Below are 25665 nucleotides of genomic sequence, written 5' to 3' on the forward strand. Positions count from 1 at the left end.
GGTGTTGCGCGTGCCTGCGCTAGAGACGCATCAAATCCTTGCCCACCACGATCGGCCCGGGGTAATGCCTGCGCGCGCCCTCGCTCCACATCGCATCGGTGATGGACGCATCGCCACCAGGAACGAAGTGATTGAGCACGAGCATCTTGGCCTTGGCTGCGGCTGCAATCTTGCCGACCTCCTCGCTGGTGGAATGGCTCTTGAGCAAATGGTCCAGCAACGTGGGCGCGTTGTCGTTGGTCTGGAGCATCTTTTGCAGTGCCGGTAGATACATCACCTCGTGCACCAGGATATCGGTGTTCTTCGCGAACTCGGCCAGTGCGGGTAGATAGCGCGTGTCGCCAGAGAACACCACGCTGCGGTCGCGCGCTTCGAACCGGTATGCGAATGCCGGCTTGAGCGTGTAATGGTCCACCAAGGTGGCGGTTACGGTGACCTGATCGTTTTTCAGCACAGTGCCGGGCTGATCGAATTCGTGCACATGGATCAGCTGCTTGAACGGCGGGCGGCCTTCCTCACGGATGCGTGCCTCGATGTCGATGGCATTCATCTCGACAAAGGCATTCACCATCTTGGCAATGCCGGGTGGGCCGTACAGATGCACTGCTGTTTGCAGGCCACTGGCCCAGGCGAGCCACACCACGTTGAGCAGATCGGCGCTGTGGTCGGAGTGGTGGTGGGTCAAAAAGATATCGCGCAGCATGGGCAGGCGGATCCCGGCCTTGGCCAGTTGCTGCGCGACCCCGTTGCCGCAATCGATGAGATACGGCTGCCCATCGATGACCAGCGCATTGGCTGCCGCCGCCCGCGAGGGCGAAGGCGTCGGGCCACCCTTGGTGCCCAGCAGCACCAGGACGCTCCCCTCGGCTGGGAACGGTGCTGGCGGTGCGGCTTCGGGCTTGGAAAGCCCCTGTCGTGTAGACGACTGCGCAGCACCAAGCTGCCCCACCGCAGTCAGCGCACCGGCAACCAGTGCAGTGCGCAGCAGCGTGCGGCGGGAGCGGGATGGATGGAATGAGGTCATTGCGGCTCCTGTCGGTGTGCGTGTGTTGGTGGGTGCCGATGCACTTCTGTGTGCTGGGCAAACAATACGTCAGGCGTCGCTGGCAGCGATTCGCCACAGCAGTCCAGGCGCTATGTTTCGCTGCTCACATCGCCAAGCTCAGAATTCGCGCGCAACGAATTGATTCAACGCCGGCGAACGATAGAACGCCATGCATTGCGCGAAGATGCGGTTGAACGGGCCGCGACGCGCCTCGTCCTTCATCGGAACTTCGCTCTTGTCGAAGCCCGCAGTGCTGGCGTCGACAAAACGCTGCAGACGCTCGGTGGCGCCGCCTTTGGCGTTATCCATCGCATAGGTGGTCAGCAGATACGAGCGATCGCGTAGCTGGTCGGGCGCGTATTTGCCGCTGCGCGTGTAGTTGTTGTCCAGGCAGCGCTGCAGCGCGTAGCCCTTGATGTCCTCGCGATCGGCGGGCTTGCCAGCCGCCTGGGCAGCGGTTTGTAGCGTCATGGCAGCAAGGGTGATAACGAACAGTGCGGTACGTAGACGAAGCATGGGCGGCGACTGGCGAAGGAGACCCAACAAGTCTGCATCATCACGCTACGCGCCGCCTAGATTTGCACGGGGTGAAGCCGGGTGAATTTGGCGGCGGTGGTCGTCCTGATTATCTGACGTTGGGCAGCGATGGCGTTGATCTGGCGGGGGTAACGCACGGCGTACCGTGCTGTTGTCGCAATAAGAGCATTGCTGCTTGGCTATAGGCGCGCTGGAAATCGTGGCGCATTGACTCGTTCGACTCACTCCAAAGAGCGATTATCTTGCCATCCGAAAAGTGATTTCTTAAGGTCTTCAGCGCAGCTGGACCCGCCATGAGTATCACCACAGAGCTTCGAGTAAGCGCCCAATCATCACTGTTTTGAACGACGCCATCGAAGTGGTCCGCGTCGTATGGCGAGGTCCAAACATCGTGGTGGTGCTGGTCGTATTCACGGGCTTCCAGCATTGCGGTAAGGCGGTCACGCTTCGAGCAGTCGGATTCATCATCGTGTCCACCACGGCAAGCATCCTGCGCTGGCCGCCACGGTTGTAGGCGTCCGGTGGCTATTGCTTGTGCGCCTCCAGTGCTTGCCAAAGGCCCACCCTCGCCCTTGTCCAACGCTCAAATCAAGACGGACCTGATTCGCGAATCCATCAGCTCGCATCCAGGCAACTGTCCTTGCCCCCATAACACAGCGCGTAATGGAAGCAGCTGTGGCGGTAGGAGCGCATAGCCGTGGTGGCGGTTACGCGTCCCTTTGCTATCCGAAAGACGTAACGGCCGACATGGTTGCTTAATACCGCGCCAGATAGCAGTCTCAGTGTGTGCCCATGCTGATGCTTCTGCTCTGCTGTTGGTGGCGACTTGCTGGTGGCCACAGAGTCACGCGGCCGTCTCCACGGCCAGCGCAACACGCTGCCCGGCCCCGTGGGGGATGGGTCTATCCGTCGTCCCCAGACGCCTGGCAAGGGGTGGGGCATAGCGTGTCAGGGCGGTGGATAATTGCTATTGCATCGCCCGGGCGATGCCGTTGCGGTCTTGTCATCATTCCTCCCCTGTCGCCCCATTCGGTTGGGCAACGGCTTGGGACGACAAAACCGCAGCAAGGCGGTTTTTTCATGCCCGCAGGAAGCTCCGTGTGACCATCGCCAAAGCGACTGCCGTCTACATCGATGGCCACACCTGTACTACGGGCGCATCCGTGGGACCGCATTCAATTGCTTGATGTGGTCGCACTGTTCGATACCCTCCTGCATAATCAGGACCCGACCTCCGATCTGCTGCACGTCCGCTATTTCACAGCGCCGGCGCTGGGTCGGTTTGCCACCCACAAGCAGGCCTCGGAAACGCAAGCGGCATATCTGCGCGCGTTAGCACACAGCCACCCACAACGATTCACCACGACATTGGGCAAACACAGCTGGGACAAAGCGGGAACCCTGCTGCCTGAGTTTGTCAGCGGCCAACCGTATGATCGGGCGCGCTGGGTGCGGGTCTGGAAGCTCGAAGAGAAACAGACCGATGTGAACCTGGCGCTGGCCATGTATCGCGATGCGGCATCTGCGCAGTATCAACAGCTGGTTGTGTGCTCCAACGATAGTGACATTGAGCCGGTCCTTACGGCGATCCGCGAAGACTTCCCGACCATCGTGCTTGGCGTCGTCACGCTACGCAGGCAGCCTGTCGAGGGTGAATCGGACAGAAGGGTCAGCGCCTCGCTGTCGAGCCGCGCTGACTGGACGCGTCACTACATCTTGGATAGTGAGCTGGCTGCCGCTCAGCTTCCCGAGCGTGTTCGTAAGCCTGGCAAGCCCATCGATAAGCCGGGCATTGATGAGGGTGTCGCGCGAGGCTTGACCGCTAGCATGCTTGCCCCCGCGCTTTGACCGATCACAGTTCAGTTTTCAGCTGCGTCCGATCAGTGGGCAGAATTTCGCTAGTCCACAGCGTTTTTCGTTTGGCGAAAGCAGGTTTACGCTTTTCGTGAGAAGTTGGCAGCCCTCAGTCGAGGGAGGGCGCTCGAAGTCCCCGCCCTGACTTCTTCTTGGCCGTAATGCACGTCATCGATTTCATATCGCAATGAAAATTGAAAAGAATGCCCTAACTGAATCAGCATCCACCATGTTGAGCGGGCTTGAGGAAAAGCATGCGGCGAAACCTGGCGCATCCAGCGAAAAACGTCCCGAATGGGACGCGCTTACTCGATCGGGTGCGCTTGATGGACTGCAAAAGGCTCCCGTGCGCGTTGCTTCCAGTCGCTCTCGGTCCCGCACTTCAGGTCACGCCTCGACGGCTGGAGCGGATAGGACTTTGCAAAAACAAGCGGGCCTCTACGCTGAGAAAAAAAGAGTTCAGTGGATCAATGCGACAGGTGTCGTCAGTCGGGTGAGTCATAAGATTCAAGCCATGCTGGGGATGCGCGATGCCCAGTCTCGCGCGCAAGCGTTCGTTGAGTTCATGGCTGAGGGCAAAGGCAAGTCAGACGCAACAGCGCTCGATCTTGGCGATGGTTGGACGAGGATCACGCGCGTTGTCAATGGAAAGACGGCTTTGATCGACGTGCAGTGCGACAGCGATGGGCAGGTTGTAGATGCAAGGCATCCCGGAAAATTCCCTTTTCTCCCTGGGGGAAAGGAGCGGGAGGCATACAACACCGTGCTTCATGAGATGCAACTCAGAGCGCCTGACACGCTATCCCAAGTTCCCGTTTACTATGTGAATAGAAACACGCGTGGATATCTTATTCCCACACATGGATACGTAGTTGCCGGCTATCCCAACCGAGGGCGCAAAAGCGGCGCGATACTCTACGGTGTGGGAGGTGATCCAAAACGGGGGCATGTTGTTTTAGACGAAAAACTCCTTGGACACTTGATAGGTAAAGATTACTCGAAAAATCCCCACAAATTGTCTGCAGAGATCCGGGCGGCCCTTTTAGCTCTTGCCGGAACTTTATTTGCTACTCGTGAAGAGTTTTACGAAGCTTACAGGCGGGCTAGGGGTGGTGAGGCTAGTTCATTCGCGTTGCATGACGAGATCACTGCCATCTATCGCCTTTTGCCTTTGTCAACAATGGAAATGTGGCAAAAAAAAGCCGGTGACTACACGGTGGAAAGGCCTCCCGCGCCGGAACGCGATCTGCGTGCCTTCGAACACCTGCCGAGAGATTTCAGAAGAAAAGTCTGGTTAAGAAAAATCTCAGACGTGGATAGTATTGATTTACTAGAGGCCAGGCAGCAATTTACGCTTCATCAGCTGTATCAGGATGAGCTGTTAGGGCGCAATGGAACAGGAGTTCCGTTGCGAAACCCGGAAGTCAAAATGGATGTTGCGCGCCGTAATCGCGTGCTGGCTCCCACACCGCGATTTCAGAGACTGCCGCCGCACAAAACCGACAAGGTCGGGAATTGCAATACCGGTGCATCATCCCTCCTTCAACGCGCTGTTGATAGATATGCAGATAAGAACAACTTGCCTTCCAAGAAAGTCGCTGCTGCAAGTTGTTTTGGTGTCGGGTCAACCCATCGCCTTGCGATTTGGGATCCCTTGGGAATAGACGCCAAAAAGGGGATTACCTCCTGAGCATGTCCGCATGACCCCACGGCCCGCCACAATGATTGGCGCTGGGTTGAATGCACAGTGGAGGCCTGAGTTTATTCCGCATTACAGCACTCGAGTAGGCCGCTTGCACGGTTGCTAACTCGCCCTGGTATCATTCAAGGGTCACAGACGCAGATCACCGTTGGGTAGCCGGCAGCTCGGGCGCAGACCTGGGGTGTAGGGCAGAGTCCCTACGCGAACGCCTCACCTGCGCCTGCGTCCGGCGGACCCTGAGCCATCCCCAACTGAAGTCCTGCCTGACTTCACGGCGCTCTACTCCCGGCAATCAATGTCCATGACCCAGCGCGCAGTAAGCCGCCCACACCCGCTTTACGGTAGTCACGCTCGTGCCGGCGAGTCGCGCAGTGTTGGCGATGGTCTCCCCACGACCGCGCAAAGCGACGATGCGAGCATGTATGGCCTGATCGGCGGAGCGGCCACGGGATTTGTCTCTGCCCGATTCATGGATAGTCCTTCTCGTCAGGGATCGGCGAGCTGCAGCGGGGGGCTGCAACAAGCGGGCGCCATCGTTGGCGCCAAACGAGACTAGGGAACTTCAGGGCTGAATATGCGCCAAAAAATCTCGTTCGTAGATACATATTTATTATAAATATAATCAAATATTCAGACATCGATGTGTTGCGTCTTGAGTGCGGTCAGCCTGTATCGCATGTGCACTCTGGTAGAGACGGCCGCAGCGATGCATGCCGCCGTGTGCACAGTAACGTTGCAGCATGTACGTAGCGCCCTCTGCCGTGTGCATGCGCGATGCGTTACGCCGCATTGATCGTGTCCTGCAGCGTCGCGTTACAGCATCTGGTTACGCTTGCAGGCCACTACTACGCAATTGCGATGGCTCGCAGCATAGGGCCAACCGCGGCATGGCGGTGCAGCAGCCAGCGCTGTTGTCGCGGCTATTCCAGCGCGTCGCTGGCGCGAAATTCGGTAGAACGTCCGCTGCGTTTCAGAAACGCCAGTACCGTCAGCCCCACAACCATCCACGCAGTGCCACCCAGTTGCGCGTGCATGTCGGCATTGATCAATACATAGGCCAGTATGACGATACCGATCAACGGCAACACACCATGCAACACGCGTCGACCCTGGCCGCGGAAGTGCCATAGCACCGCGATATGCAGCAATACAAAGGCGGTGAGTGCACCGACGTTGCACAGCGACGACAGCAGCGCGATCTGGCCGACGAAGAGTTCGCCTAGCACGATGCTTAGACCTGCCACCAGCAAGATCGCACGCTGCGGCACGCCGGTACGCGGGTGGATGTAACGCAGAAATGCCGGCAACTGCCGGTCGCGCGCCATGGCGAATAACAAGCGCGATGTGGCCGCTTGTGCCACCAGCGAATTGGCGATTGCCGCGCTGATCGCCACCGTGAGCGCAATGACGATCTGCAGCCATGGTCCGGCGATCAATCGCCCGATCTCGAAGAATGCATCGTTGGATGCCTGCGCGCTGGGGTAACGCTGCAGGGTGGGCTGTAGCAGTGCCGCCAGCCACGTTTGCAAAACGAATAGACCTGCGACGATCAGCAATGCCAACAAGGTGGCGCGCCCCACGACACGGTTGCCGCCACGCGCTTCCTCCGACAAGGTGGAGATCGCATCGAAGCCGAGGAACGACACCACCGCCACCGACAACGCGCTGAAGATCAACTGCGGGGAAAATGCCTGCCGGTCGTAGAGCGGGCGCCAGCTCCAGTGCGCGCCATTGACGCCGCGCTGGATCGCCAATGTCGCCAGCACTACGAACACCGCCAATACAATCAACTGTGCAAGCAGAAAAAAGCGATTGGCACGTGCGGTGGTTTCGATGCCGCGTAGGTTCACCACCGTGTTGAGCACTACGAAGAATGCAATCCACGCCGGCTGCGGCACCGCCGGCAACACGTTATGCATCGCATTGGCGCCGACCACATACAGCAGGGTCGGCACCAGCAGATAGTCGAGCAGAATCGCCCACCCCGCCAGAAAGCCCATGCCGCTGCTCAGCCCACGCCCGACGTAGGCATACACCGAGCCAGCCACGGGGAATGCCCGCGACATCTGTTGGTAGCTCAGCGCAGTGAACAGCATCGCCACGAAGCCGACCAGGTAGGTCAGCGGCACCATTCCGGCGCTGATGTCGAAGACGCCGCCAAAGATCGAAAACGGTGCCGTCGGCACCATGGACACCAGCCCGTAGATCAGCAGATCCTTGAGCGTGAGCTGCCGCTTGAGCTCTTGTGCGTAGCCAAAGCGTTCCAGCGTGGCCGCAGCGTCGCGGCGTGGTGTGTCGATCATGCAGGTGTCCGTTGAAAGGGATGCCGGCGCGCAGCGCAAACGCTTCAAGGACCTGAACGCCCGTTCTGCGCTGCAGCCATGTGACCGGAATTGTGACGATAATGTGGCCGGCAAGCCCATCCATTGGCAAAAGTGCTAGGTTTTCCATGCTGTATGTCACCCGTTGGCAACCACCGGTACCGAGGATTCGCCACGTTCGAAATTCTAGCCAGCCTTAGTCGCGATCTGCAGGCGCTGCAGACGCTCAATAGATGCCTGGATCGGGTGTTTCGCGATGTCTCTGCGCTCGGTTTCCAATCGCTGGTGTACGACTACGCACCGGTGCCCTTGAGTATCGAGGGGGCGCTGATCACGCCAACGGTGTTCATGCAGCGCAATGCGCCGGGCGATATGCAGCATGTCTGGTGCGCGCATGGGTACTACCAACATGACCCTGTTCAGCAGCGTGCAACGCGACGCACCACGCCGTTCGTGTGGTCATACCACACCGACGGCAACTGCGCCGGTGTGGAATATGTGGGTGGCCAGCACTGGCAAGTGACGCGTTATCTATGCGATAGCGGCATGGGGACCGGCGCCACGGTGCCGCTGCATCTGCCCGGTGGCGCATTCGCCACCTTCAGCGGCGCGATCGACACCGTGGATGCAGAAGCGCCGCATTTGGCCGAAGCGCAGCTATTGCCTTTCTTGCTGCTGGCACACGCCTTCCAGGCGCGTGCGCAGGAATTGCTGGACCCGCAGGAACGTCGCTGCCATCACATCGCGCTGACCCGTCGCGAGCGCGAGTGTCTGCAGTATTCGGCCAAAGGCCTGACCTCCAAAAATATTGCCGCGGCCCTCAACCGTTCAACCGCCACGGTGAATCTGCATCTGAATTCGGCTGCCCGCAAACTGGGTGCACGTAACCGCGTGGAAGCGGTGGTGCGGGGTATGCACTATCGGTTGCTGGAGCCATAACCGCGGCTGATGGACACCTGCGCGGCCGCCACGCGGGCGCAGCGGGTGCTGGGAACCTGCTGATACCGCGTACAACATCTTCCTCGTGCGCCATCCACATCCACTGGCAAGCGCTCGTTACGTTTTCTGAGGCGCTTCGAATTGAGCGAGCTTGCGCGCGCGACAGCCACACTGATGCGTAGCGGACATTTCGATCGAAAAGCGAAGTTGAATCGTGCGGTATCGCGCGGAATTCAACGACGCAACACGTCTGGTGGAACCGGCTATCCGCCAGGGCCAACCGCGCATCCGGGCGCACTCAAACCTGTGAGATTTGTCAGTTAACGCCAGTGGGCCTGTTCGCTAAGCTCGGGGCACATCATTGCCGTAGGCAGGCGCAGGTCATGCAGTGCACCGAAGGTTACGTCGAATTCCGCGGCTACCGCACCTGGTACCGCATTACCGGCGATTTGCGTGCGGATGCCTGCCCGCTCCTGGTGTTGCACGGTGGCCCCGGATGCACCCACGACTACGTAGACAGCTTCAAGGACCTGGCGGCCAGCGGCCGTGCGGTGATCCACTACGACCAGCTCGGCAACGGCAATTCCACCCATCTGCCCAATGCCGACCCAGGCTTCTGGACAGTGGGGCTATTTCTGGATGAACTGCAGACGCTGATCGCGCATCTGGGGCTGTCGCAGTACGCATTGCTGGGCCAGTCCTGGGGCGGGATGCTGGCCGCCGAACACGCGGTGCGCCGTCCAGCCGGCCTACGTGCGCTGGTGATCGCCAATTCGCCCGCGTCGATGGGCTTGTGGCGGGCTGCTGCGTTACGCCTGCGCGCGCGTTTGCCCAACGACATCCAGGCTGCGCTGGATGAGCACGAAGCCGCCGGTACGTTGGACCATCCGGCCTATCGCGCCGCCAGCCAGGTGTTCTATGCAAAGCACGTGTGTCGCGTGCTGCCGTGGCCTCCCGAAGTGGGACGTACCTTTGCCGCCATCGATGCCGACCCGACCGTGTATCACGCCATGAATGGCCCGACCGAATTCCACGTGGTGGGCAGCTTGCGCAACTGGAGCATCATCGAGCGCCTGCACCGCATCACCACGCCCACGCTGGTGCTCTCTGGCAAGTACGACGAAGCCACGCCGGAAACCGTCGAGCCGTATGCGCGGTTGATTCCGGATGCGCGCTGGCATGTGTTCGCCAACTCCAGCCATATGCCGCACGTGGAAGAACGCGCGGCATGCATGCAAATGGTCGGCAATTTCCTGGACGATCAGACGCCCTGGCCCGGTGGGCAGATGCTGCGTTCGTCGGCGTTGGCCAATCGCGCTGTTTGAGTGGCCTGGTGTGGGTGTGGTTAGAGCCGGCGGGCCGAATACGGCTTACACGTCCGTGCCTGCAGCGTTGATGCCGCCTTGGGCGGGCATCATCGCTCCGCGCGTCCGATAGAGGCATTTAGCGAAGTTCAGTGCCCACGCATTTCTGGCGGTGCAGACATGGCGCTGCACGCGTTATGGCCGGTGTTCTGTCGATCTCGTTTCGAGCATTGGCGCGAGCCATCGTCAAGCTGCCGGCCGTGCACTTTGCGCGAGCGCCGCAACGCACTTCCGCAGTGTGGGAGTGAGCTTGGGCGTGAGACAGCCCAACGCATGAGCGCTCTGATGCACTGCGGAAGGGCTGCAAGCGACGCTGCAGCAACCGCTGGATACCACGCGTACGCACGCCTCTGGCGATGTACATGCACATGGTGCATTGCGTACCTGCAGAGCTTGTTGTGCCAGCTGCAGTCGTCCCGCAGGCACAGATGCGGGGCGAGCCTGCATGCAATCAGCACACGGACCATCACAGACGTAAGTGCGATTGATCTATAGCCAGGTGCGTGCTTAAAACCACATGCAGCCTCGACGTCTGCATGCACATGCACATACACGCATGCGTGTGGTCGGCGATGCGCACAACGTGATCATCCAGAATATGACCATCGGTTTGCTGCAAGGCGGCGAAGATGCCGATTCAATTTCGCTGGAGGGCAACTCCAGTGGCGAGCCATCCAAGATCTGGGTCGATCACAACACCATCTCTGCTTCGCTCACCAAGTGCTCCGGTGCCGGCGATGCCTCCTTCGACGGCGGCATTGATATGAAAAAAAGGGCGTGCACCACGTCACCGTCTCCTATAACTACGTCTATAACTATCAAAAAGTCGCGTTCAACGGCTATAGCGACAGCGACACCAAGAACTTGGCTGCAGGCACCACCTATCATCACAATCGCTTCGAGAATGTGGAATCGCGCTTCCCATCGCAGCGTCGCGGCCTGAGCCACATCTACAACAACTACTTCAATAATGTGTTCATCTCCGGCATCAACGTGCGCATGGGCGGCGTGGCGAAGATTGAGTCGAACTACTTCGAGAACATCAAGAACCCGGTGAACTCGCGCGACAGTAGCGAGATCGGCTATTGGGACCTGATCAACAACTACATCGGCAGCGGCATCACCTGGACCACGCCGGACGGCAGCAAGCCCTACGTCAATGCCACCAACTGGGTGAGCTCCAAGGTGTTCCCGGAGCCGCTGGGCTCCATGTACACCGTCACCCCGGCGGCGCAGGTCAAGGCCAAGGTGATTGCCACCGCGGGTGCGGGGAAGATCTGGCCGAGTGATCGGCAGCGCGTAGCCGCATCAACACACATCCCCGGCCTGTCCGGGGATGTGTTGACTCCATAGCTCGATGACGGCAGGTTGCTCGCTGGCGCTGCGTCGGCAGGCAGGCGGCAGCGCGTGCCGGCAAGTCGCCGTGCGCTGCTTGCCGCACGCCCGAGGGCAAGGCACGAATGTCGGGCCTAGCCACTCCTTCCCCGGGCTGGCGTCAAGAGGCGCGGCAGGCGCCGCGACGCGGTATCGTGTCGCGATTCCATTTATTCAAGCCTGTCCATGCCGCTTCCGACCGACCCCGTTGCTGAGACCGCTGCGTCCGCCGCGCCTGCACTGCGCCATGCGCTGAAGCCGCGGCAATTGATGATGATGGGCCTGGGCACGGCGATCGGCGCCGGGCTGTTTCTGGGTTCGGGCGTGGGCATCCATGCGGCCGGGCCGGCCGCGCTGGTGTCCTACCTGATCGCCGGTGGTTTGGTGATCATCGTGATGAACGCGCTAGGCGAAATGGCGGCCGCCAAGCCGGCCAGCGGCGCGTTCTCGGTGTACGCGGCCGACGCGATGGGTCCGACCGCCGGGGCGACGGTGGGCTGGCTGTGGTGGCTGCAGATCGTGGTGGTGATCGCGGCCGAAGCAGTCGGCGCGGCGGGGCTGCTGGCGACGGTCTGGCCGGCCTTGCCGGCGCCGCTGCTGGCGGTGCTGTTCATGGCCACGTTCACTGCGATCAACCTGTTGGGTGTGCGTAACTTCGGCGAGTTCGAATTCTGGTTCGCCATTCTCAAGGTGCTGGCGATCGTGGTGTTCCTGCTGTTCGGCGTGGCCCTGTTGGCCGGTTGGTTGCCTGGAGTCACGTCGCCCGGTTTGTCCAATTTCACCCAGAACGGCGGCTTTGCGCCGAAGGGGCTGGCCGGTATCGGCTCGGCGTTGCTGGTGGTGGTGTTCGCTTTCGGCGGCACCGAGATCGTGGCGGTGGCCGCCGCGGAAACCGCCGACCCCGGGCGTAGCCTGGCGCGCACCATCCGCACTGTGGCCTGGCGCATCCTGGTGTTCTATATCGGTTCGATCAGTGTGATCGTCGCAGTCGTGCCGTGGACCAGCACTGCGCTCAGCTCGCCGTTCGCTGCCGTGCTGGAAGTGGCACGCATTCCCGGTGCCGCCACGGCGATCACCCTGGTGGCGGTGGTTGCACTGCTGTCGGCGCTCAACGCCAATCTGTATGGCGCCTCGCGGATGATCTTCTCGCTGGCACAGCGCGGCGAAGCGCCGCGGGTGCTGGCCAAGACCAGCGGCGAGCAGGTGCCGCTGGTAGCGGTGGTCGCCAGTGTGTTGTTCGGCTTCGCTGCTGCCGCGCTGGAGTTGCTGTATCCGAACAAGGTGTTGCCGATGCTACTCAACATCGTCGGCGCTACCTGCCTGCTGGTGTGGACCATCTCGCTGGTGTCGCAATTGATCTTGCGCGCCCGTGCCGACCGCGCCGGCATCGCCTTGCCGTTCCGCATGCGCGGCTATCCGTTTCTGACAGTGCTGGCGCTGGCGATCCTGGCGGTAATCTTCGGGTTATTGGCCTATTCGGCCGACACGCGTGCGCAGTTCCTGTCGATGGTCGCGCTGACCGCAGTCATCGCCGTGGTGAGCGAAGTTGCGCGACGCTTCCGTGCGCGGATGTAAAGAGTCGGTGGCCGTGTCAGTGCGCGGGCGCGGATGCCGACCTCGCATGCGTTGTTGGCTATTACGGAGCTTTCGCCCGGCAGATTGCCGCCATGGGGATCGTCGAAGATCCGTGGAAACACCTGAGTTTCGGCAGCGATTTCGATGGCGGCATTTCCAGCTTGCCGACCGGGATGCGCAGCGGTGCAGATCTGCCCAAGCTCACGCAGGCGATGATGGATGCCGGCTGGCCCACGCAACGCATCATTGATGTGTATGGCGGCAATTTTCTGCGGGCCTGGGAGCGGGTGCGGCCGTAGCGTTGCGGTGACCTGCCTCTGCAAGGGATGGCGTGGTGGGTCTTCCTATCGTGCGCCGGCGCGTGATTATCAGAGTCCAGTACGCCGCAGCGGCTACGTTTTCCTTCACCGTCTGCAGCGCAAGGCCTACTGCATTACGGGAAGGGTATCGCGGCGCATTGCTTTGACAAGAGCGGCAAAGTGTCGCAGATGCGACGCCGTGTCGCATCGGGAACGGGCCCGACCGTCCCTATCATGATGACGTAACGCAGCAGCTTGCTCGCGATCGTCCAATGCAGTGCAACCCGGCGATCGATCTGCAGCTTGCTCGCCGACGATCACTTTTTCCTGGAGGGTTCTCCATGGACGCACTGCTGTTATCGAGGATCCAGTTCGGGTTCGTCATCGCGTTCCACGTGCTGTTTCCGGCATTTACCATCGGGCTTTCCAGTCTGCTGGCGTTTCTGGAGTGGCGTTGGCTGCGCACGCGTCTGCCGGTCTGGCGCGAGCTGTATTTCTTCTGGCAGAAGATCTTCGCGGTGTCGTTCGGCATGGGTGTGGTCAGCGGCATCGTGATGGCCTTCCAGTTCGGTGCCAATTGGCCGGAATTAAGCCGGATTGCCGGTGGCGTGATCGGGCCGCTGCTGAGCTATGAAGTGCTCACCGCGTTCTTTCTGGAAGCCAGTTTCCTGGGCGTGATGATGTTCGGCTGGGGGCGCATTTCCGAGCGTCTGCACTTCTTTGCCACCTGTATGGTGGCGCTGGGCACGCTGTTCTCCACGTTCTGGATTCTCTCGTCCAATAGCTGGTTGCAGACGCCGGCCGGCTTTGATGTGATCGGCGGCATCGTACATCCGGTCAACTGGTTGAAGATCATCTTCAACCCCTCGTTCCCGTACCGGCTTGCGCACATGGCGCTGGGCTCGTTTATCACGACGTGTTTCGTGGTCGGTGCAGTGGGCGCGTGGTATCTGCACCGCGGTGTGCATCGAGAAGCAGGGCTGTGCATGCTCAAGCTGGCAGTGGTGTTTGCCGCGATCACCGTGCCTCTGCAGATCTTTGTCGGCGACATGCATGGCTTGAACACCCTCAAGCATCAGCCGATGAAGATCGCCGCGATGGAAGCGCACTGGCATGCCGAAAAGCCGGGCGAGGGGTTTCCGCTGGTGGTGTTCGCGTTGCCCAACGCGCAGGCCGAGCGCAATGATTACGAGCTGGCGATTCCGCGCCTGGGCAGCCTGATCCTGACCCACCACCTGGACGGCAGCATCGCGCCGTTGACTTCGGTGCCGGCAAGCGAGCGTCCGCCAGTGACGCCGGTGTTCTTCGCCTTCCGCATCATGGTGGGCATCGGCTCGTTGATGCTGCTGGTGGCCTGGGTGTCTGCGTTCGCGTTGTGGCGCGGCAAGCTGGTGCAGTGGCGCTGGTTGCTGGCGACCTGGCGCTGGATGTTGCCAAGCGGCTTCATCGCGCTGATTTCTGGCTGGTTCGTCACCGAGATCGGCCGGCAGCCCTATGTGGTTTACGGCTTGTTGCGCACCGCCGATGCCGTGGGGCCGCAGTCTGCGCTGATGACCGCCATCTCGCTGGCGGTGTATGTGGCCGGTTACGCGTTCGTGTTCGGTTGGGGCATCTGGTACTTGGTCAAGATCGGCAAGCAAGGGCCGCCCCCGCATGCTGACGCGCCGCATCTGGACCACGGCGAACACACGCCGGCACGTCCGCTCTCGGCGGCCGATGCATCGATTGACGGAGCCGCATGATGGACATGACGACGGTACTGCCGGTGGCGTGGTTTGCAGTGATCGGCTTTGGGGTGCTGATGTACGTAGTGCTGGACGGCTTCGTGCTCGGCATCGGCATGCTGGCGCCGTTCCGCAAGGACGAAGCGCAGCTGGATCTGATGATGAACACCGCCGCGCCGATCTGGGACGGCAACGAAACCTGGCTGGTGCTGGGCGGGGCAGGGCTGCTGGCTGCCTTTCCCAAGGCGTATGCGGTGATCCTGTCGGCGCTGTATCTGCCGGTGCTGTTGATGGTGATGGCCTTGGCGTTCCGCGGTGTGGCGTTCGAATTCCGCTTCAAGGCGCATCGCTCGCGGCGCTTGTGGAGTAATGCGTTTGCCGCCGGTTCGATCCTGGCCACCTTCGCGCAGGGCGTGATCCTGGGTGCATTGGTGCAGGGCTTGCCGATCGAGAACGACCGCTATGTCGGCGGCATCTGGGGCTGGTTCAGCCCGTTCGCGATGCTCACCGGCGCCGCCCTGGTGTTCGGCTATGCACTGCTCGGCAGCACCTGGTTGATTCTTAAGACCGAAGGCCATGTGCAGGAGCTGGCGCGGCAGTTGAGCCGGCCGTTGACCATCAGCGTGTTGATCTTCATCGGCCTGGTCAGCGCCTGGTTGCCATCGCTGCAATCGCACGTGATGGGGCGCTGGTTCAGTGGCGCGCATTACCTGTGGCTGATGCCGGTGCCGCTGTTGGTCGCCATCGTGGGGTTCGCGCTGTGGCGTGCGACCGATGCGGGGCGCTCGGATGCGTTGCCATTTCTGTTGGCAATGGGTCTGTTTGTGCTGGGCTTCCTGGGGCTGGTGCTGGGCATGTGGCCGTATCTGGTGCCGCCGGTTTACAGCATCTGGCAGGCCGCCGCGCCGCCGTCTTCGCAGTTGTTCGCGATGGTCGGTTTGGTCATGTTGCTGCCGCTGATCCTGGGCTACACGGTGTGGTCGTACCGCGTGTTCCGCGGCAAGGTCACCGCAGACAATGGCTATCACCACTGAGAGCGGCTAACAAAACGCCTGCGCAGCCGTCAGGCGTGCACGGCCGGTGCCCGGAATCGGCATGTGCCACTCGGACCTGCGGTTCCTCCGCGCCGTCTACACCCGCTTGGCGACCGCTCGTTACGTTTTTTGTTAGTCGCTCTAAGCCGCGCTGGCGGTGTCACGCCATCTCTCTCGCGCGCGCCGCGCCCGTGCACCGCGTCAGCGCAGGCGCTGCTTGAACATCCATTCCCACATCGCCGGGTCTGCGTAAGTCGCGTCCCAGGCGTTATGGTTGCTTTCCGGGTATTCGCTGTAACGCACATTGGCGCCGACGCCCTTTGCGGCGCGGTACAGCGCACGGTCGTCGTGCGGCGGTACGGAATCGTCCTTGGCGCCATGGAACATCCAGATTGGCACGTGCTTGAGTTGCGTCACTGCCGCGGTGTACGGGTCCGCTTCCTTCGCCACCAGGCTCACGTACAAGGTGCGGCGCTCATCGCGCGGTGCCTTGAGCGCGCCGCAGATCGGCACGATTGCCGCAAACCGCTGCGGCTGCATCAGCCCGATTTCCCAGGCGCCATAGCCGCCCATCGAAATGCCGGTGAGGTAGGTGCGCTGCGGGTCGGCACTGAATTCGGCGCTGGCCGCATCCAGCGCAGCGATGGCCATGCGCGCATTGATGCCCATCCATTCTTCGTCTTCGGGCACCTGCGGCAGCACCACCAGCGCGGGGAAGTCGGCGGTGTGTTCGCTTAAGTAAGGGCCCACGCCGACTTCGGCCTGGTCGCGTCCGTTATCGCCGCGCTCGCCCGAGCCGTGCAGGAACAGCACGATGGGCCGTGGCTGCGCCACCTTGGACGCCGGCACGAACACTTGATAGCGGTACAGGCGCCCTTCCAGCCTCAGCGTGCGGGTGACGAAATGGCCGCGGCGTTCGTCGTGGTGTCGCTCAGCCATGCTGGAGCAGCCGGCCAGCAGGAGCGCAAAGGCAATGACAACAAGACAACGACGGATCACGCAGCTCTCCCGACCAATCACGTGGTTGCAGTATTACCGCATGCAAGGTCTCTGGCATATCGCGCTGCGGCGATTCCGGTTAAATATTCATCTGCTTGTCGTCATCGCATGCACTGCACGTACGCTCACCGCAACCGCCGCAGGTCAAGGCAGCAGTACCAGTGTGGCCAGGCCGAGAAAGCTCAGAAAGCCCATTACATCGGTCAGGGTGGTCAGGATCACACCACCGGCCAATGCCGGATCGAAGCCCAAGCGTTTCAAGGTCACTGGCACCAGCACTCCGCCGAAGGCGGCAGTGAGCATGTTCACCGTCAACGCGGTGCCGATCACCAGCGACAGCATCGGCTGCTGGAACCAGGCCAGCACGATCAGGCCAAGCCCTATGCCCAGGCACAGCCCGTTGATCAGCGCGACGGTGAGCTCTTTTTTGAGCAAGGTCATCACGTTGGACGAACCGATCTGGCCTAGCGCCAGGCCACGCACCATCAGTGCCAATACCTGGGTGCCGGCGTTGCCGCCCATGCCGGCCACGATCGGCATCAGCGCCGCCAGCGCCACCAGTTTTTCGATGGTGCCCTCGAACCGGCTGACCACGCTGGACGCCAGAAATGCGGTGCACAGATTGATGCTCAGCCAGATCAGGCGGCGCCGGAACGCGCGCCGGGCCGGGCTGAACATGTCTTCGTCTTCGTCCAGACCGGCCGCGCTCATAGCCTGGTGTTCGGCCTGCTCGCGAATGATGTCGACCACGTCGTCGATGGTGATGCGACCGAGCAGGATGTTGTTGTCGTCCACCACCGGCGCGGAGATCCAGTCGTGGTCGGAGAAGCGCCGCGCCACTTCGTCGGACCCGTCGCCGACATCGATCGCCGGCTGCTCGTCGTCGATCAGCCGGTTGACCGGGGTGCTGTCTTCGTGGGTGACCAGCGCAGCCAGCGGCACCCGGCCCAGGTATTGATGGCGCCGGCTCACCACATACAGGTGATCGGTGTGGTCGGGCAGCTCGCCACGCAGGCGCAGATAGCGCAGCACCACATCCACGTTGACGTCGGCGCGCACAGTGACCACGTCCGGGTTCATCAGACGCCCGGCGGTGTCTTCCGGATACGACAGTACCTGCTCGAGCCGCTCGCGGTTTTCGCGGTCCATCGACTTGAGCACCTCATCGATGACGGTGTCGGGCAGGTCTTCGACCAGGTTGGCCAGATCGTCGATGTCCAGGTCTTCGACCGCAGCCACGATCTCGTCGGTGTCCATGTCGGCCAGCAGGCTCTCGCGCACTTCGTCGCCGACGTGCAGCAGCACTTCGCCGTCGTCTTCTGGATCGACCAGGCCCCATACCACTTCGCGCTTGCCCGGTGGCAGCGATTCAAGCAGGTTGCCAATCTCCGCTGGCGCCAGCGTGTTGACCAACCGGCGCACCGGCCCCAGACGTCCGCTATCCAGCGCGTCGGACAGCAAGCGTAGCTGGCGCGCGGTTCTGTCGTGGCGGACGGCTTCGGCCATGCGGCTCCCCGGAAGAGTGGACGTGTCGTCAGTGGAAGACGCGGTGCTGGGTCAGCGCGAGATTATCGCTTGCGCAAGGTGACGAAACATACAGTGTGGCTGCAGCGCGTTTGTGCAGTGCGTGCGCGATGGCCGCATCCAGACGGCGAGGGCTGCTGAAACGTGTAGGCAACGGTGCGCGACGGGCTACGTAGGCGGCGTTTTCGAAGCGCTTGTCGAGGACGAATGCGCAGGCTGTAAGCATCCGCCACGCTGGCGACCAGGTGCGCGCCGCGTGCAGCAGTTACCGCAGGAGCGCTTGGGTATGGCCCGCCAACCATTTTTCGATGCCCTTGCGATCACGGGCGCGCAGCAATTTTTCGCCATGCACGCGCAACTCGCCCAGATGTGTATCGCGCACCGCGCGGCGCACTTCCAGCAAGGTCGCCGGATGCAGGCTCAACTCGGTGAGCCCCAATGCCAGCAGCATCGGCACGAAGCGTGGGTCGCCAGCGATCTCGCCGCACACCGCCACCGGCTTGCCGTAGCTGCGCCCGGTGGCAAGCACCTGCGCGATCAAGCGCAGTACCGCCGGATGCAATGGCGAATACAGCTCGCCCAGTGCCTCGTTGTTGCGATCCACTGCCAGAAGGTACTGCACCAGATCGTTGGTGCCGATCGACAGGAAATCGATATCGTCGATGAAGCAATCCAGCGCCAATGCGGCGGCCGGCACTTCGATCATTGCACCCAGCGGAATGTGCTCGGCGATCTCGTGGCCTTCTTCGCGCAGCTGCGCGGTGAGCTTCTTCAACTGCTTGCGCAGCAGCAGGATTTCTTCGCGGCTGCTGACCATCGGCACCAGGATGCGCACCGGCCCGTAGCCGGACGCACGCAGGATCGCGCGCAACTGCGTCTGTGCCACCGCCGGCCGCGCCAATGATAGGCGCACGCCGCGCAGGCCCAGCGCCGGATTGTCTTCATCGCTGAGCGTCAAGCCGGTGCGGTCGGCCTTGTCGGCGCCCAGGTCCAGCGTGCGGATGGTGACCGGGCGGCCGCTCATGCCCAGCACGGTGTCGCGATAGGTCTGGAATTGTTCGTCTTCGTCCGGCAGTTCGTTGCGCTGCAGGAACAGAAATTCGGTGCGATACAAACCCAGCCCGCTGGCACCCAGCGCATGCGCTTTTGCCACGTCTTCCAGCGATTCGGCGTTGGCCAGGAGCGTGATATCGACGTTGTCGCGCGTGCGCGTGGGTTTGGAGCGCAACCGCCCCAGCTCGCGCTGTTCTTTGGCCAGCGCACGCAGGCGTTCGCGGTAGTCGCGCAGATGCTCGGGCTTGGGATCGACGATCACCTGGCCGGAGCCGGCATCGACGATCAGCACATCGCCATCTTCGATGCGCTGCACCGCGTCGCTCACACCCACCACCAATGGCAGGTGCAGGCTGCGCGCGAGGATCGCGCTATGCGACAGCGCACTGCCGGCGGTGGTGACGATGCCGACCACGCCTTGTGCCTGCAGCTGCGCCAGCTCGGACGGGGCGACGTTGTCGCACACCAGGATCTCGCCGGCCACGCCCTTCAAATCGGGCGCGCGCTTGTGCAGAAATGCATGGATGCGACCGATCACGTGATCCAGATCGTCCATGCGGCTCTTGAGGTACGCATCCTCCATCCCGTCGAACACTGCCGCCAGCCGGTCGCGCTGCACGCGCAAGGCGTAGTCGGCGCTGTAACGGTGGGTGCGGATCAGCTCATCCAGGCCTTGCAGCAGCTCCGGGTCGTCGAGCAGCAAGGCATGCAGCTCGAGAAATTCGCCGACCTCGCGCGCCAGTGCGCCGTGCAGGCGATCGCGTAACTGCTGCATTTCGCCGCGCGCTGATTCGATCGCTGCATGCAGGCGCTGCAGTTGCGTGTCTACCTGATTGGCGGGCACGCGTTGTTCGGCCACCTCCAGTGTGTGGCTCTGGCGCACGCGCGCGCGACCCAGTGCATTGCCGCGCGCAGCGCCATGTCCGCGTAAGCGCAGGCTCATGCGTCTGCCTGGCGCAGCGGCGCCGTGTCGGCCGCAACGGCACCGACGCCGCGCATGCTCAGCTGTCCTCGTCGAAGCGACGTTCGAACAGGTCCACCAACGCCTGCAGGGCCTCGGCTTCGTCTTCGCCGTCCAGCCGCACCACTACGCTGGTGCCTTGGCCGGCTGCCAGCAACATCACGCCCATGATGCTCTTGGCATTCACCTCGCGGCCCTTGGCCGCCAGGGTGGCGTTGCTGCGATAGGACGATAACGTCTGCACCAGCTTGGCGGTGGCCCGCGCATGCAGTCCGAGTCGGTTGGAAACTATGAGTTCGCGTTCAAGCATCGTCGATGATCGCTCCATTGCGAGTGCCGGCCGCCGCAGTGGCGGGCAGCTCCTGCAATCCTTGTTCGGGGTAGTTCATCACCCGCAGCAGCATCGGCAGGCTCAGTGCAGACACCCGGCGAACCGGTGTGCCCAGCTTGGCCAGACGATTGGCGAGATTGCTGGGGCTGGCGCCGTACAGGTCGGTCATGACCAGCACGCCGTCGCCGCTGTCGACCCTGCGCATCGCCGACGACGCCTGGGGCAGCAACGTGTCCAGGTCTGCATCGAATGGCACATCGAATGCTTCGGTCTTCAACGGCAAATGCCGCAACAGCCCCGTCGCCACGTTCAATAACGCTGCGCCGATGCCGGGATGAGTAATGAGGAGAATGCCACAGGCCATGCCGAAACGGTAACAGGTCAGCATGACTGCGCGATAGCGTTTGCCGGCACAGATGCGTCGCGAACTGAATAGCCGTTTAGGACTGCTGCAGCGACGCGGCTCCACTACGTGCCGCCATTATGCGTTGCACATGTGGCACTGATCCGTGACGTGCGCAGCGTCAGCAATGCGGCCCAGACCGCAAGCGAACGCTGCTATTCGCGTAGCGTCAGGCAGGGCAGGCGGTCATGCCTTGCGGAGCGCCGCCAATGCGTTGGTTGCGACATCACCATGCGTTGATCGTGCAGCGTTGCCTAGCGCGCCAAACCAAAATCCCAAGCGGCTTTTAGGAAGCAAGTGTTTTAGTGGCGCCATCTGCAGCATTGTCGCCTTTTCGCAGCGCCAAGCAGATGCAAGCCATCCGCAAACAATCGCAACCTTAAAAAGGCGCTGCGAGAGTGCCGTCTCAACGTAGGTGGAGCACGCTCACGTCACAGGATTCCGCTTCAACGCATCCCGAATCCCCACTCCCGAATCCCAGCCCCTCAGTCCTGCTCGCGATGAAACGTCGCCACTTCCGGCCAGCCTTGTTCGCGCGCGTGCTGGGCCATGCGTTCGGCCATGTACACCGAGCGGTGCTTGCCGCCGGTGCAGCCGAAAGCGATGGTCACGTAGCTGCGGGTGTCATTGCGCAGCCGCGGCAACCAGGTGTCGAGCAGGTCCACAATTTGCGCGCTATAGCGCTGCACATCGGCTTCGTTATCCAGATAGTTGCGCACGCCGGCATCGCGGCCAGTGAGCGGGCGCAGTTCCGGGTCCCAGTGCGGATTGGGCAGCACGCGCGCATCGAACACGAAATCGGCCTCGGCCGGCACGCCGCGCTTGTAGGCGAACGATTCAAACAACAGCGACAGGCGGTCGTTGCTGCCCAACGCGAATTTGGTGACCACGCGGCGGCGCAACTGATGCACGTTGAGCGTGCTGGTGTCGATGATGGCATCGGCCTGCGCACGCAGCGGCTCGGTCAACTGACGCTCGCGGGTGATCGCCTCCGGCAGGGCCAGGCCGAGATGGCTGAGCGGATGGCGGCGGCGGGTGTCGGCGTAGCGCTTGATCAATGCCTCGTCGCTGGCCTCGAAAAACAGCAGCCGCGCTTCGATGCCGTATTCCTGTGCGGCCTGACGCCACTGCGCCAGCTGGGTGAGGTCGCTGCGGCTGCGCACATCGATGCCCACCGCCAGGCGCTGGTCGCCGACCGGGTTGCCGCGCAGGCGGCTTTTGACGAAGTCCGGCAGCAGCTCCACCGGCAGATTGTCCGAGCAATAGTAATCCAGGTCTTCGAAGGTCTTCAGCGCGACCGATTTGCCCGAGCCGGAAAGCCCGCTCACGATCATCAGCGTGGAGGGCGCGATACTCATGGCGTGCGTCGCTCCAGCAGGTTGCTATGGCGGGCGATGAACATCGCGGCCGGGTCGATGCCCTTGGTGCGCAGGATATGCAGGCGCGTGGCCGCTTCGGTCAGCACCGCCAGGTTGCGGCCGGGCATCACCGGCAGGGTGATCAGCGGCACGTCCAGGTCCAGCACATGGCGGCTGCCGGAATCGCCGGTCAGGCGCTCGTAGCCGGATGGCGTGGGCTCGGTCATCGGCCGGGTCAGGTGCACGATCAGGCGCAGGTATTTGTTTTTCTTCACCGCGGTGTCGCCGAACATGTCGCGCACGTTCAACACGCCCAGCCCGCGTACTTCCAGCAGGTCCTGCAACAGTTCGGGGCAGGTGCCGTCGAGCACATCGGGCGCGATCTGGGTGAATTCGGGCGCATCGTCGGCCACCAGGCGATGGCCGCGGCTGAGCAATTCCAGCGCTAGCTCGCTCTTGCCTGAGCCGGCTTCCCCGGTAATCAGTACGCCGATCGAATAGATCTCCATGAACACGCCATGCAGCGTGACGCGCGGCGCCAGCGTGCGCGCCAGATGGTAGGAGAGGTGGTTGAGCAGTTCGTGGCCGCGCTTGGGTGAAATCCACAGCGGCGTGTTGGATTCGTCCGCCGCCGCGCGCAGGTCTTCCGGGCACGACTGGTTCTTGCTGATCACCAGCGCCAGCGGCTGCACCTGGATGATCTTTTCGATGGTTTCCCAGCGCTGCCGCGCATCCAGCGAGTCCAGCCAGGACAGTTCCTCGGTGCCCAGGATCTGCACCTTGTTGGGATAGATCACATTGAGATAGCCGGCCAGCGAGGGGCGGCGCGCATTGTTGCTGCCAGCCTGGATCTCGCGGTGCTCGCCCTTCTGGCCGGCAACCCAGCGCAACGCCAGCTTGTCGCGCTGCTGGTCGAACAGTTCGCGTGCGGTGATGCTGGTATTCATGCCGCGCTCGCCTGCGGTGGTGGCACGTCGGTGAGCAGGGCCATCAGGGCGTCGGCGTTGGGCGCGGCGCGCAGTTGCTGGCGGAAGTCTGCATCGGAAAACCGTTCGGCCAACTCCGACAGCAGCATCAGGTGCTGGTGGGTGTAGTGCGCCGGTACGGCCATGGCGAAAATCAGATCCACCGGCTCGTCGCCGCCGAACGCGACCGGCATGTCCAGCCGCAGCAAGGCGCCGCGCGGTTCGGTGAGGTTGGGGCAGCGCCCATGCGGAATGGCGATGCCGTGGCCGATAGCGGTACTGCCCAGGGCCTCGCGCTCGCACAGGTTGGCGTAGAGCTCGTCGGCGCCGGCCTGGCGGCAGGACAGCAGATCGGCGGCGGTGTGCAGGACGGTGTCGCGATCGGCGGCCGGCGACACCACGGTGCGCACGGCCGCCATCAGATCGGTTAAAGGCATGAGGGCATCAAGCGGGAAGCGTCATGCGGGATTGTCGCGCACCTCGCGGGCGTGGTGGTTACATTTCTTTTCTTTGTGCTTGAGCACCAGGCGGTCGAGCTTGTCGACCAGCAGGTCGATGGCCGCATACATGGTGGAGCCGCTGGCATCTGCGTGCAGGGTGCGACCGGGAAGGTTGACGGTGGCGACCACGTGGTGGTCTGGCTTGCGAACGGCCAGCTGCGTTCGGACTTCGCAGTGCTGATCGAAATGGCGCTGCAGTCGCTGCAGCTTGCTTGCCACGTACTCCCGCAGCGCGGGGGTCACTTCAAGCTGGTGGCCATACGTCTCGATACGCATCAGATACCTCCATTGGTCGGTGGGCCAATGAACCGTTCCGGTAATCCGACTAACCCGGCGCAGGCCGGCGTTGTGGTGGTTGCAACGTCAGGCGATGCGTACGCGTTCGTGGGAGGCGGAAATGTTCATGGCCTCACGATACTTCGCAACGGTGCGCCGCGCCACTGGTACGCCGGATGTTTTCAGCAGATCGGCCAGTTTGGCGTCGGACAAGGGTTTGCGCGGGTTCTCCGCATCAATCAGGCGCCGGATCATGGCCTGGATGGCGGTGCTGGAGGCCTCGCCGCCGCTGTCGGTGTCGATACCCGAAGCAAAAAAGGAGCGTAGCGCGATGGTGCCGCGCGGGGTGCGCACGTATTTGCGCGAGATCGCGCGGGAAATGGTGGATTCGTGCAGGCCGAGCTCGCCTGCGATCTCGCGCAGGGTCAACGGGCGCAGGGCCTGCGCACCGAATTCCAGAAACCCGGCCTGGTGCTGCAGCAGGCAGCGCACCACCCGCAGCAGGGTTTCGCCGCGTGCTTCCAGGCTCTTGAGCAGCCAGCGCGCTTCCTGCAGCTGCCCGCGCAGGTAGCCGGCGTCGGATTCGCCGCAACTGCGGATCAGGTTTTCGTAACCGCGGTGGATGGTGACCTTGGGTTGCGCGCGGCCGGCCAGCGAAGCCCGCCAGACGCCGCGTTGGCGCCAGATCACGCAGTCAGGCACCACATAGGTGTCTTGCGACAGATCGCCGATCTGCTTGCCCGGGCGCGGATCCAGCGAGCGCACCAGTTGCACGGCTTGTTCGACATCGGCAGTGGAGCGCTTGAGCTCGTGGGCCAGGCCGGCCACGCCGCTGCGCGGAAGCCGTTCCAGCGGGCCGGCGACGATCTGCAGCGCCAGCTCGCGGCCCGGGGTGGCCGGATCGAGCACCGCCAGCTGCAGCGCCAGGCATTCGCCCAGCGTGCGTGCGCCCACGCCGACCGGGTCGAAGCGCTGGATCTGGTGCAACACCGTGAGTACATCGGCTTCGTCCACCGCCGCGCCGAGCGCCAGGGTTTCGAGAATCGCCGACAGCGGTTCGCGCAGGTAGCCGTCTTCGTCCAGTGCGTCGATCAGCATCGCGCCGATCTGGCGGTCGCGTGGCGACAGTGGCGACAGATGCAGCTGCCACAGCAGGTGATCGGCCAGTGTTTCGGAGTCGGCCACGCGCTCGGCGGCATCACCGGACTCGTCGTCGTCGAAACTGCCGCCGCTGCCCGAGCCGGTCCACTGCAGTTCGTCTTGCGACCAATCGTCATCGCGCTCGGCAGGTGAGGCTTCTTCGCGCTGGGGTTCTTCAGCGGACGCGGACGGCGAGGATTCCATCGCCGTGTCGCTGGCCGCGTGCGCGGCCTCGTCGGCCCATTCCAGCAGTGGATTGGTTTCCACTGCTTCGGCAATTTCCACTTCCAGCTCAGTGGTGGACATCTGCAATAGCTTGATCGCCTGACGCAATTGCGGCGTCATGACCAACTGCTGTCCTAGCGATGTCTGGAGCCGGGCTTTCAT

Annotated in this window: 21 protein-coding genes, 1 other RNA gene and 4 pseudogenes; 12 read left to right on the top strand and 14 right to left on the bottom strand. The window is 62.4% G+C overall.

What is annotated here, in order from left to right; genetic code table 11:
• Positions 1-19 precede the first annotated feature (19 nt).
• Both KWO_RS07015 and KWO_RS07020 read right to left on the bottom strand, forming a co-directional pair.
• Positions 20-1024 (bottom strand): MBL fold metallo-hydrolase, encoded by a 1005-nt coding sequence (locus KWO_RS07015; RefSeq protein WP_010381168.1) that lies wholly within the window; start codon positions 1022-1024, stop codon positions 20-22.
• Between the two features lie 138 nt (positions 1025-1162).
• Positions 1163-1561, bottom strand: a complete 399-nt coding sequence (locus tag KWO_RS07020) for a hypothetical protein (RefSeq protein WP_010381170.1) — start codon at positions 1559-1561, stop codon at positions 1163-1165.
• A gap of 361 nt (positions 1562-1922) precedes the next feature.
• Here KWO_RS07020 and KWO_RS22490 point away from each other — a divergent pair, with 361 nt between their 5' ends.
• The 3 genes from KWO_RS22490 (at position 1923) to KWO_RS07035 (ending at position 5126) form a co-directional block, all read left to right on the top strand.
• Positions 1923-2096, top strand: coding sequence for a hypothetical protein (locus KWO_RS22490; protein WP_010369148.1), 174 nt, complete (start codon positions 1923-1925; stop codon positions 2094-2096).
• A 971-nt stretch (positions 2097-3067) separates the two neighbouring features.
• The gene (locus KWO_RS22920) at positions 3068-3430 is read left to right on the top strand and encodes a PIN domain-containing protein (RefSeq protein WP_042504488.1); all 363 of its coding nucleotides are present in this window, start codon (positions 3068-3070) and stop codon (positions 3428-3430) included.
• Between the two features lie 193 nt (positions 3431-3623).
• The gene (locus KWO_RS07035; RefSeq protein WP_100243772.1) at positions 3624-5126 is read left to right on the top strand and encodes a type III effector; all 1503 of its coding nucleotides are present in this window, start codon (positions 3624-3626) and stop codon (positions 5124-5126) included.
• Positions 5127-5430: 304 nt separating this feature from the next.
• Here KWO_RS07035 and KWO_RS07040 read toward each other — a convergent pair.
• A pseudogene (locus KWO_RS07040) lies at positions 5431-5601 on the bottom strand (helix-turn-helix domain-containing protein); the annotation flags it as partial.
• Between the two features lie 457 nt (positions 5602-6058).
• Complete coding sequence (locus KWO_RS07045; RefSeq protein ID WP_010377203.1) at positions 6059-7441, bottom strand: APC family permease; 1383 nt, start codon at positions 7439-7441, stop codon at positions 6059-6061.
• 153 nt (positions 7442-7594) lie between these two features.
• Here KWO_RS07045 and KWO_RS07050 point away from each other — a divergent pair, with 153 nt between their 5' ends.
• The 8 genes and pseudogenes from KWO_RS07050 to KWO_RS07090 all read left to right on the top strand — a co-directional run bounded on the left by KWO_RS07050 (position 7595) and on the right by KWO_RS07090 (position 15906).
• The gene (locus KWO_RS07050; RefSeq protein ID WP_010369184.1) at positions 7595-8398 is read left to right on the top strand and encodes a LuxR family transcriptional regulator; all 804 of its coding nucleotides are present in this window, start codon (positions 7595-7597) and stop codon (positions 8396-8398) included.
• A gap of 383 nt (positions 8399-8781) precedes the next feature.
• Positions 8782-9723 carry a proline iminopeptidase-family hydrolase gene (locus KWO_RS07055; RefSeq protein WP_010377200.1) on the top strand — a complete coding sequence of 314 codons (942 nt, stop codon included), beginning with the start codon at positions 8782-8784 and terminating at the stop codon, positions 9721-9723.
• 601 nt (positions 9724-10324) lie between these two features.
• Positions 10325-11115 (top strand): annotated as a pseudogene (locus KWO_RS07065) (pectate lyase family protein); the annotation flags it as partial.
• Positions 11116-11322: 207 nt separating this feature from the next.
• Positions 11323-12711 (top strand): amino acid permease, encoded by a 1389-nt coding sequence (locus KWO_RS07070; RefSeq protein ID WP_017113336.1) that lies wholly within the window; start codon positions 11323-11325, stop codon positions 12709-12711.
• Positions 12712-12803: 92 nt separating this feature from the next.
• Complete coding sequence (locus tag KWO_RS07075) at positions 12804-13010, top strand: membrane dipeptidase (RefSeq protein WP_010369198.1); 207 nt, start codon at positions 12804-12806, stop codon at positions 13008-13010.
• Between the two features lie 341 nt (positions 13011-13351).
• Entirely contained in the window at positions 13352-14752 is a 1401-nt protein-coding gene (locus KWO_RS07080; RefSeq protein ID WP_017113337.1) for a cytochrome ubiquinol oxidase subunit I, read from the top strand.
• Positions 14752-15768 (top strand): cytochrome d ubiquinol oxidase subunit II, encoded by a 1017-nt coding sequence (gene cydB / locus KWO_RS07085; RefSeq protein ID WP_010376922.1) that lies wholly within the window; start codon positions 14752-14754, stop codon positions 15766-15768. The genes KWO_RS07080 and cydB overlap by 1 nt, the downstream gene beginning before the upstream one ends.
• A 61-nt stretch (positions 15769-15829) precedes the next feature.
• Positions 15830-15906: non-coding RNA, sX9 sRNA (locus tag KWO_RS07090), on the top strand.
• Positions 15907-15969: 63 nt separating this feature from the next.
• Here the strand turns inward: KWO_RS07090 and KWO_RS07095 are convergent.
• The 4 genes from KWO_RS07095 to KWO_RS07115 form a co-directional block, all read right to left on the bottom strand.
• Entirely contained in the window at positions 15970-16707 is a 738-nt protein-coding gene (locus KWO_RS07095) for a carboxylesterase family protein (RefSeq protein WP_017117393.1), read from the bottom strand.
• A 204-nt stretch (positions 16708-16911) separates the two neighbouring features.
• Positions 16912-18273 carry a magnesium transporter gene (mgtE, locus tag KWO_RS07100; protein WP_010369204.1) on the bottom strand — a complete coding sequence of 454 codons (1362 nt, stop codon included), beginning with the start codon at positions 18271-18273 and terminating at the stop codon, positions 16912-16914.
• A 283-nt stretch (positions 18274-18556) separates the two neighbouring features.
• On the bottom strand, positions 18557-20287 hold the full coding sequence (gene ptsP, locus KWO_RS07110; protein WP_010376916.1) for a phosphoenolpyruvate--protein phosphotransferase: 1731 nt from the start codon (positions 20285-20287) through the stop codon (positions 18557-18559).
• Between the two features lie 58 nt (positions 20288-20345).
• A complete protein-coding gene (locus KWO_RS07115; protein ID WP_005913389.1) occupies positions 20346-20615 on the bottom strand; it encodes an HPr family phosphocarrier protein in 270 nt (89 codons plus the stop codon).
• Between KWO_RS07115 and KWO_RS23535 the strand changes: the two are divergent.
• Positions 20596-20856 (top strand): annotated as a pseudogene (locus KWO_RS23535) (hypothetical protein); the annotation flags it as partial. The gene KWO_RS07115 and the pseudogene KWO_RS23535 sit on opposite strands and share 20 nt — an antisense overlap.
• On the opposite strand, the pseudogene KWO_RS23540 reads toward KWO_RS23535, so the two are convergent.
• The 6 genes and pseudogenes from KWO_RS23540 to KWO_RS07145 form a co-directional block, all read right to left on the bottom strand.
• Positions 20749-21024, bottom strand: a pseudogene (locus KWO_RS23540) (PTS sugar transporter subunit IIA); the annotation flags it as partial. The pseudogenes KWO_RS23535 and KWO_RS23540 overlap by 108 nt on opposite strands.
• Positions 21025-21524: 500 nt before the next feature.
• Positions 21525-22397 (bottom strand): RNase adapter RapZ, encoded by an 873-nt coding sequence (rapZ, locus tag KWO_RS07125; RefSeq protein ID WP_010376912.1) that lies wholly within the window; start codon positions 22395-22397, stop codon positions 21525-21527.
• Entirely contained in the window at positions 22394-23344 is a 951-nt protein-coding gene (gene hprK / locus KWO_RS07130; RefSeq protein WP_010376910.1) for an HPr(Ser) kinase/phosphatase, read from the bottom strand. The genes rapZ and hprK overlap by 4 nt, the downstream gene beginning before the upstream one ends.
• Positions 23341-23799: a PTS sugar transporter subunit IIA gene (locus KWO_RS07135; RefSeq protein ID WP_010369217.1), complete on the bottom strand. Its 459-nt coding sequence runs from the start codon at positions 23797-23799 to the stop codon at positions 23341-23343. Before KWO_RS07135 ends, hprK begins: the two co-directional genes overlap by 4 nt.
• A 21-nt stretch (positions 23800-23820) precedes the next feature.
• The gene (gene hpf, locus KWO_RS07140; protein WP_005913379.1) at positions 23821-24138 is read right to left on the bottom strand and encodes a ribosome hibernation-promoting factor, HPF/YfiA family; all 318 of its coding nucleotides are present in this window, start codon (positions 24136-24138) and stop codon (positions 23821-23823) included.
• Between the two features lie 87 nt (positions 24139-24225).
• Positions 24226-25665 carry an RNA polymerase factor sigma-54 gene (locus KWO_RS07145; protein ID WP_010376907.1) on the bottom strand — a complete coding sequence of 480 codons (1440 nt, stop codon included), beginning with the start codon at positions 25663-25665 and terminating at the stop codon, positions 24226-24228.

The sequence above is a fragment of the Xanthomonas vasicola pv. musacearum NCPPB 4379 genome (genome assembly GCF_000277895.2).
Taxonomy (GTDB): Bacteria; Pseudomonadota; Gammaproteobacteria; order Xanthomonadales; family Xanthomonadaceae; genus Xanthomonas; species Xanthomonas vasicola.

Bases quoted from the DNA above. Each gene is read 5' to 3' on its own strand.
- hprK (WP_010376910.1), bottom strand. From the start codon at position 23,344: ATGAATACCAGCATCACCGCACGCGAACTGTTCGACCAGCAGCGCGAC.
- cydB (WP_010376922.1), top strand. From the start codon at position 14,752: ATGGACATGACGACGGTACTGCCGGTGGCGTGGTTTGCAGTGATCGGC.
- rapZ (WP_010376912.1), bottom strand. From the start codon at position 22,397: ATGAGTATCGCGCCCTCCACGCTGATGATCGTGAGCGGGCTTTCCGGC.
- KWO_RS07015 (WP_010381168.1), bottom strand. From the start codon at position 1,024: ATGACCTCATTCCATCCATCCCGCTCCCGCCGCACGCTGCTGCGCACT.
- KWO_RS07050 (WP_010369184.1), top strand. From the start codon at position 7,595: ATGTCACCCGTTGGCAACCACCGGTACCGAGGATTCGCCACGTTCGAA.
- hpf (WP_005913379.1), bottom strand. From the start codon at position 24,138: ATGCGTATCGAGACGTATGGCCACCAGCTTGAAGTGACCCCCGCGCTG.
- KWO_RS07055 (WP_010377200.1), top strand. From the start codon at position 8,782: ATGCAGTGCACCGAAGGTTACGTCGAATTCCGCGGCTACCGCACCTGG.
- KWO_RS07115 (WP_005913389.1), bottom strand. From the start codon at position 20,615: ATGCTTGAACGCGAACTCATAGTTTCCAACCGACTCGGACTGCATGCG.
- KWO_RS07070 (WP_017113336.1), top strand. From the start codon at position 11,323: ATGCCGCTTCCGACCGACCCCGTTGCTGAGACCGCTGCGTCCGCCGCG.
- KWO_RS07080 (WP_017113337.1), top strand. From the start codon at position 13,352: ATGGACGCACTGCTGTTATCGAGGATCCAGTTCGGGTTCGTCATCGCG.
- ptsP (WP_010376916.1), bottom strand. From the start codon at position 20,287: ATGAGCCTGCGCTTACGCGGACATGGCGCTGCGCGCGGCAATGCACTG.
- KWO_RS07045 (WP_010377203.1), bottom strand. From the start codon at position 7,441: ATGATCGACACACCACGCCGCGACGCTGCGGCCACGCTGGAACGCTTT.
- KWO_RS07095 (WP_017117393.1), bottom strand. From the start codon at position 16,707: ATGGCTGAGCGACACCACGACGAACGCCGCGGCCATTTCGTCACCCGC.
- KWO_RS07035 (WP_100243772.1), top strand. From the start codon at position 3,624: ATGAAAATTGAAAAGAATGCCCTAACTGAATCAGCATCCACCATGTTG.
- KWO_RS07145 (WP_010376907.1), bottom strand. From the start codon at position 25,665: ATGAAAGCCCGGCTCCAGACATCGCTAGGACAGCAGTTGGTCATGACG.
- KWO_RS07135 (WP_010369217.1), bottom strand. From the start codon at position 23,799: ATGCCTTTAACCGATCTGATGGCGGCCGTGCGCACCGTGGTGTCGCCG.
- KWO_RS07020 (WP_010381170.1), bottom strand. From the start codon at position 1,561: ATGCTTCGTCTACGTACCGCACTGTTCGTTATCACCCTTGCTGCCATG.
- KWO_RS07075 (WP_010369198.1), top strand. From the start codon at position 12,804: ATGGGGATCGTCGAAGATCCGTGGAAACACCTGAGTTTCGGCAGCGAT.
- mgtE (WP_010369204.1), bottom strand. From the start codon at position 18,273: ATGGCCGAAGCCGTCCGCCACGACAGAACCGCGCGCCAGCTACGCTTG.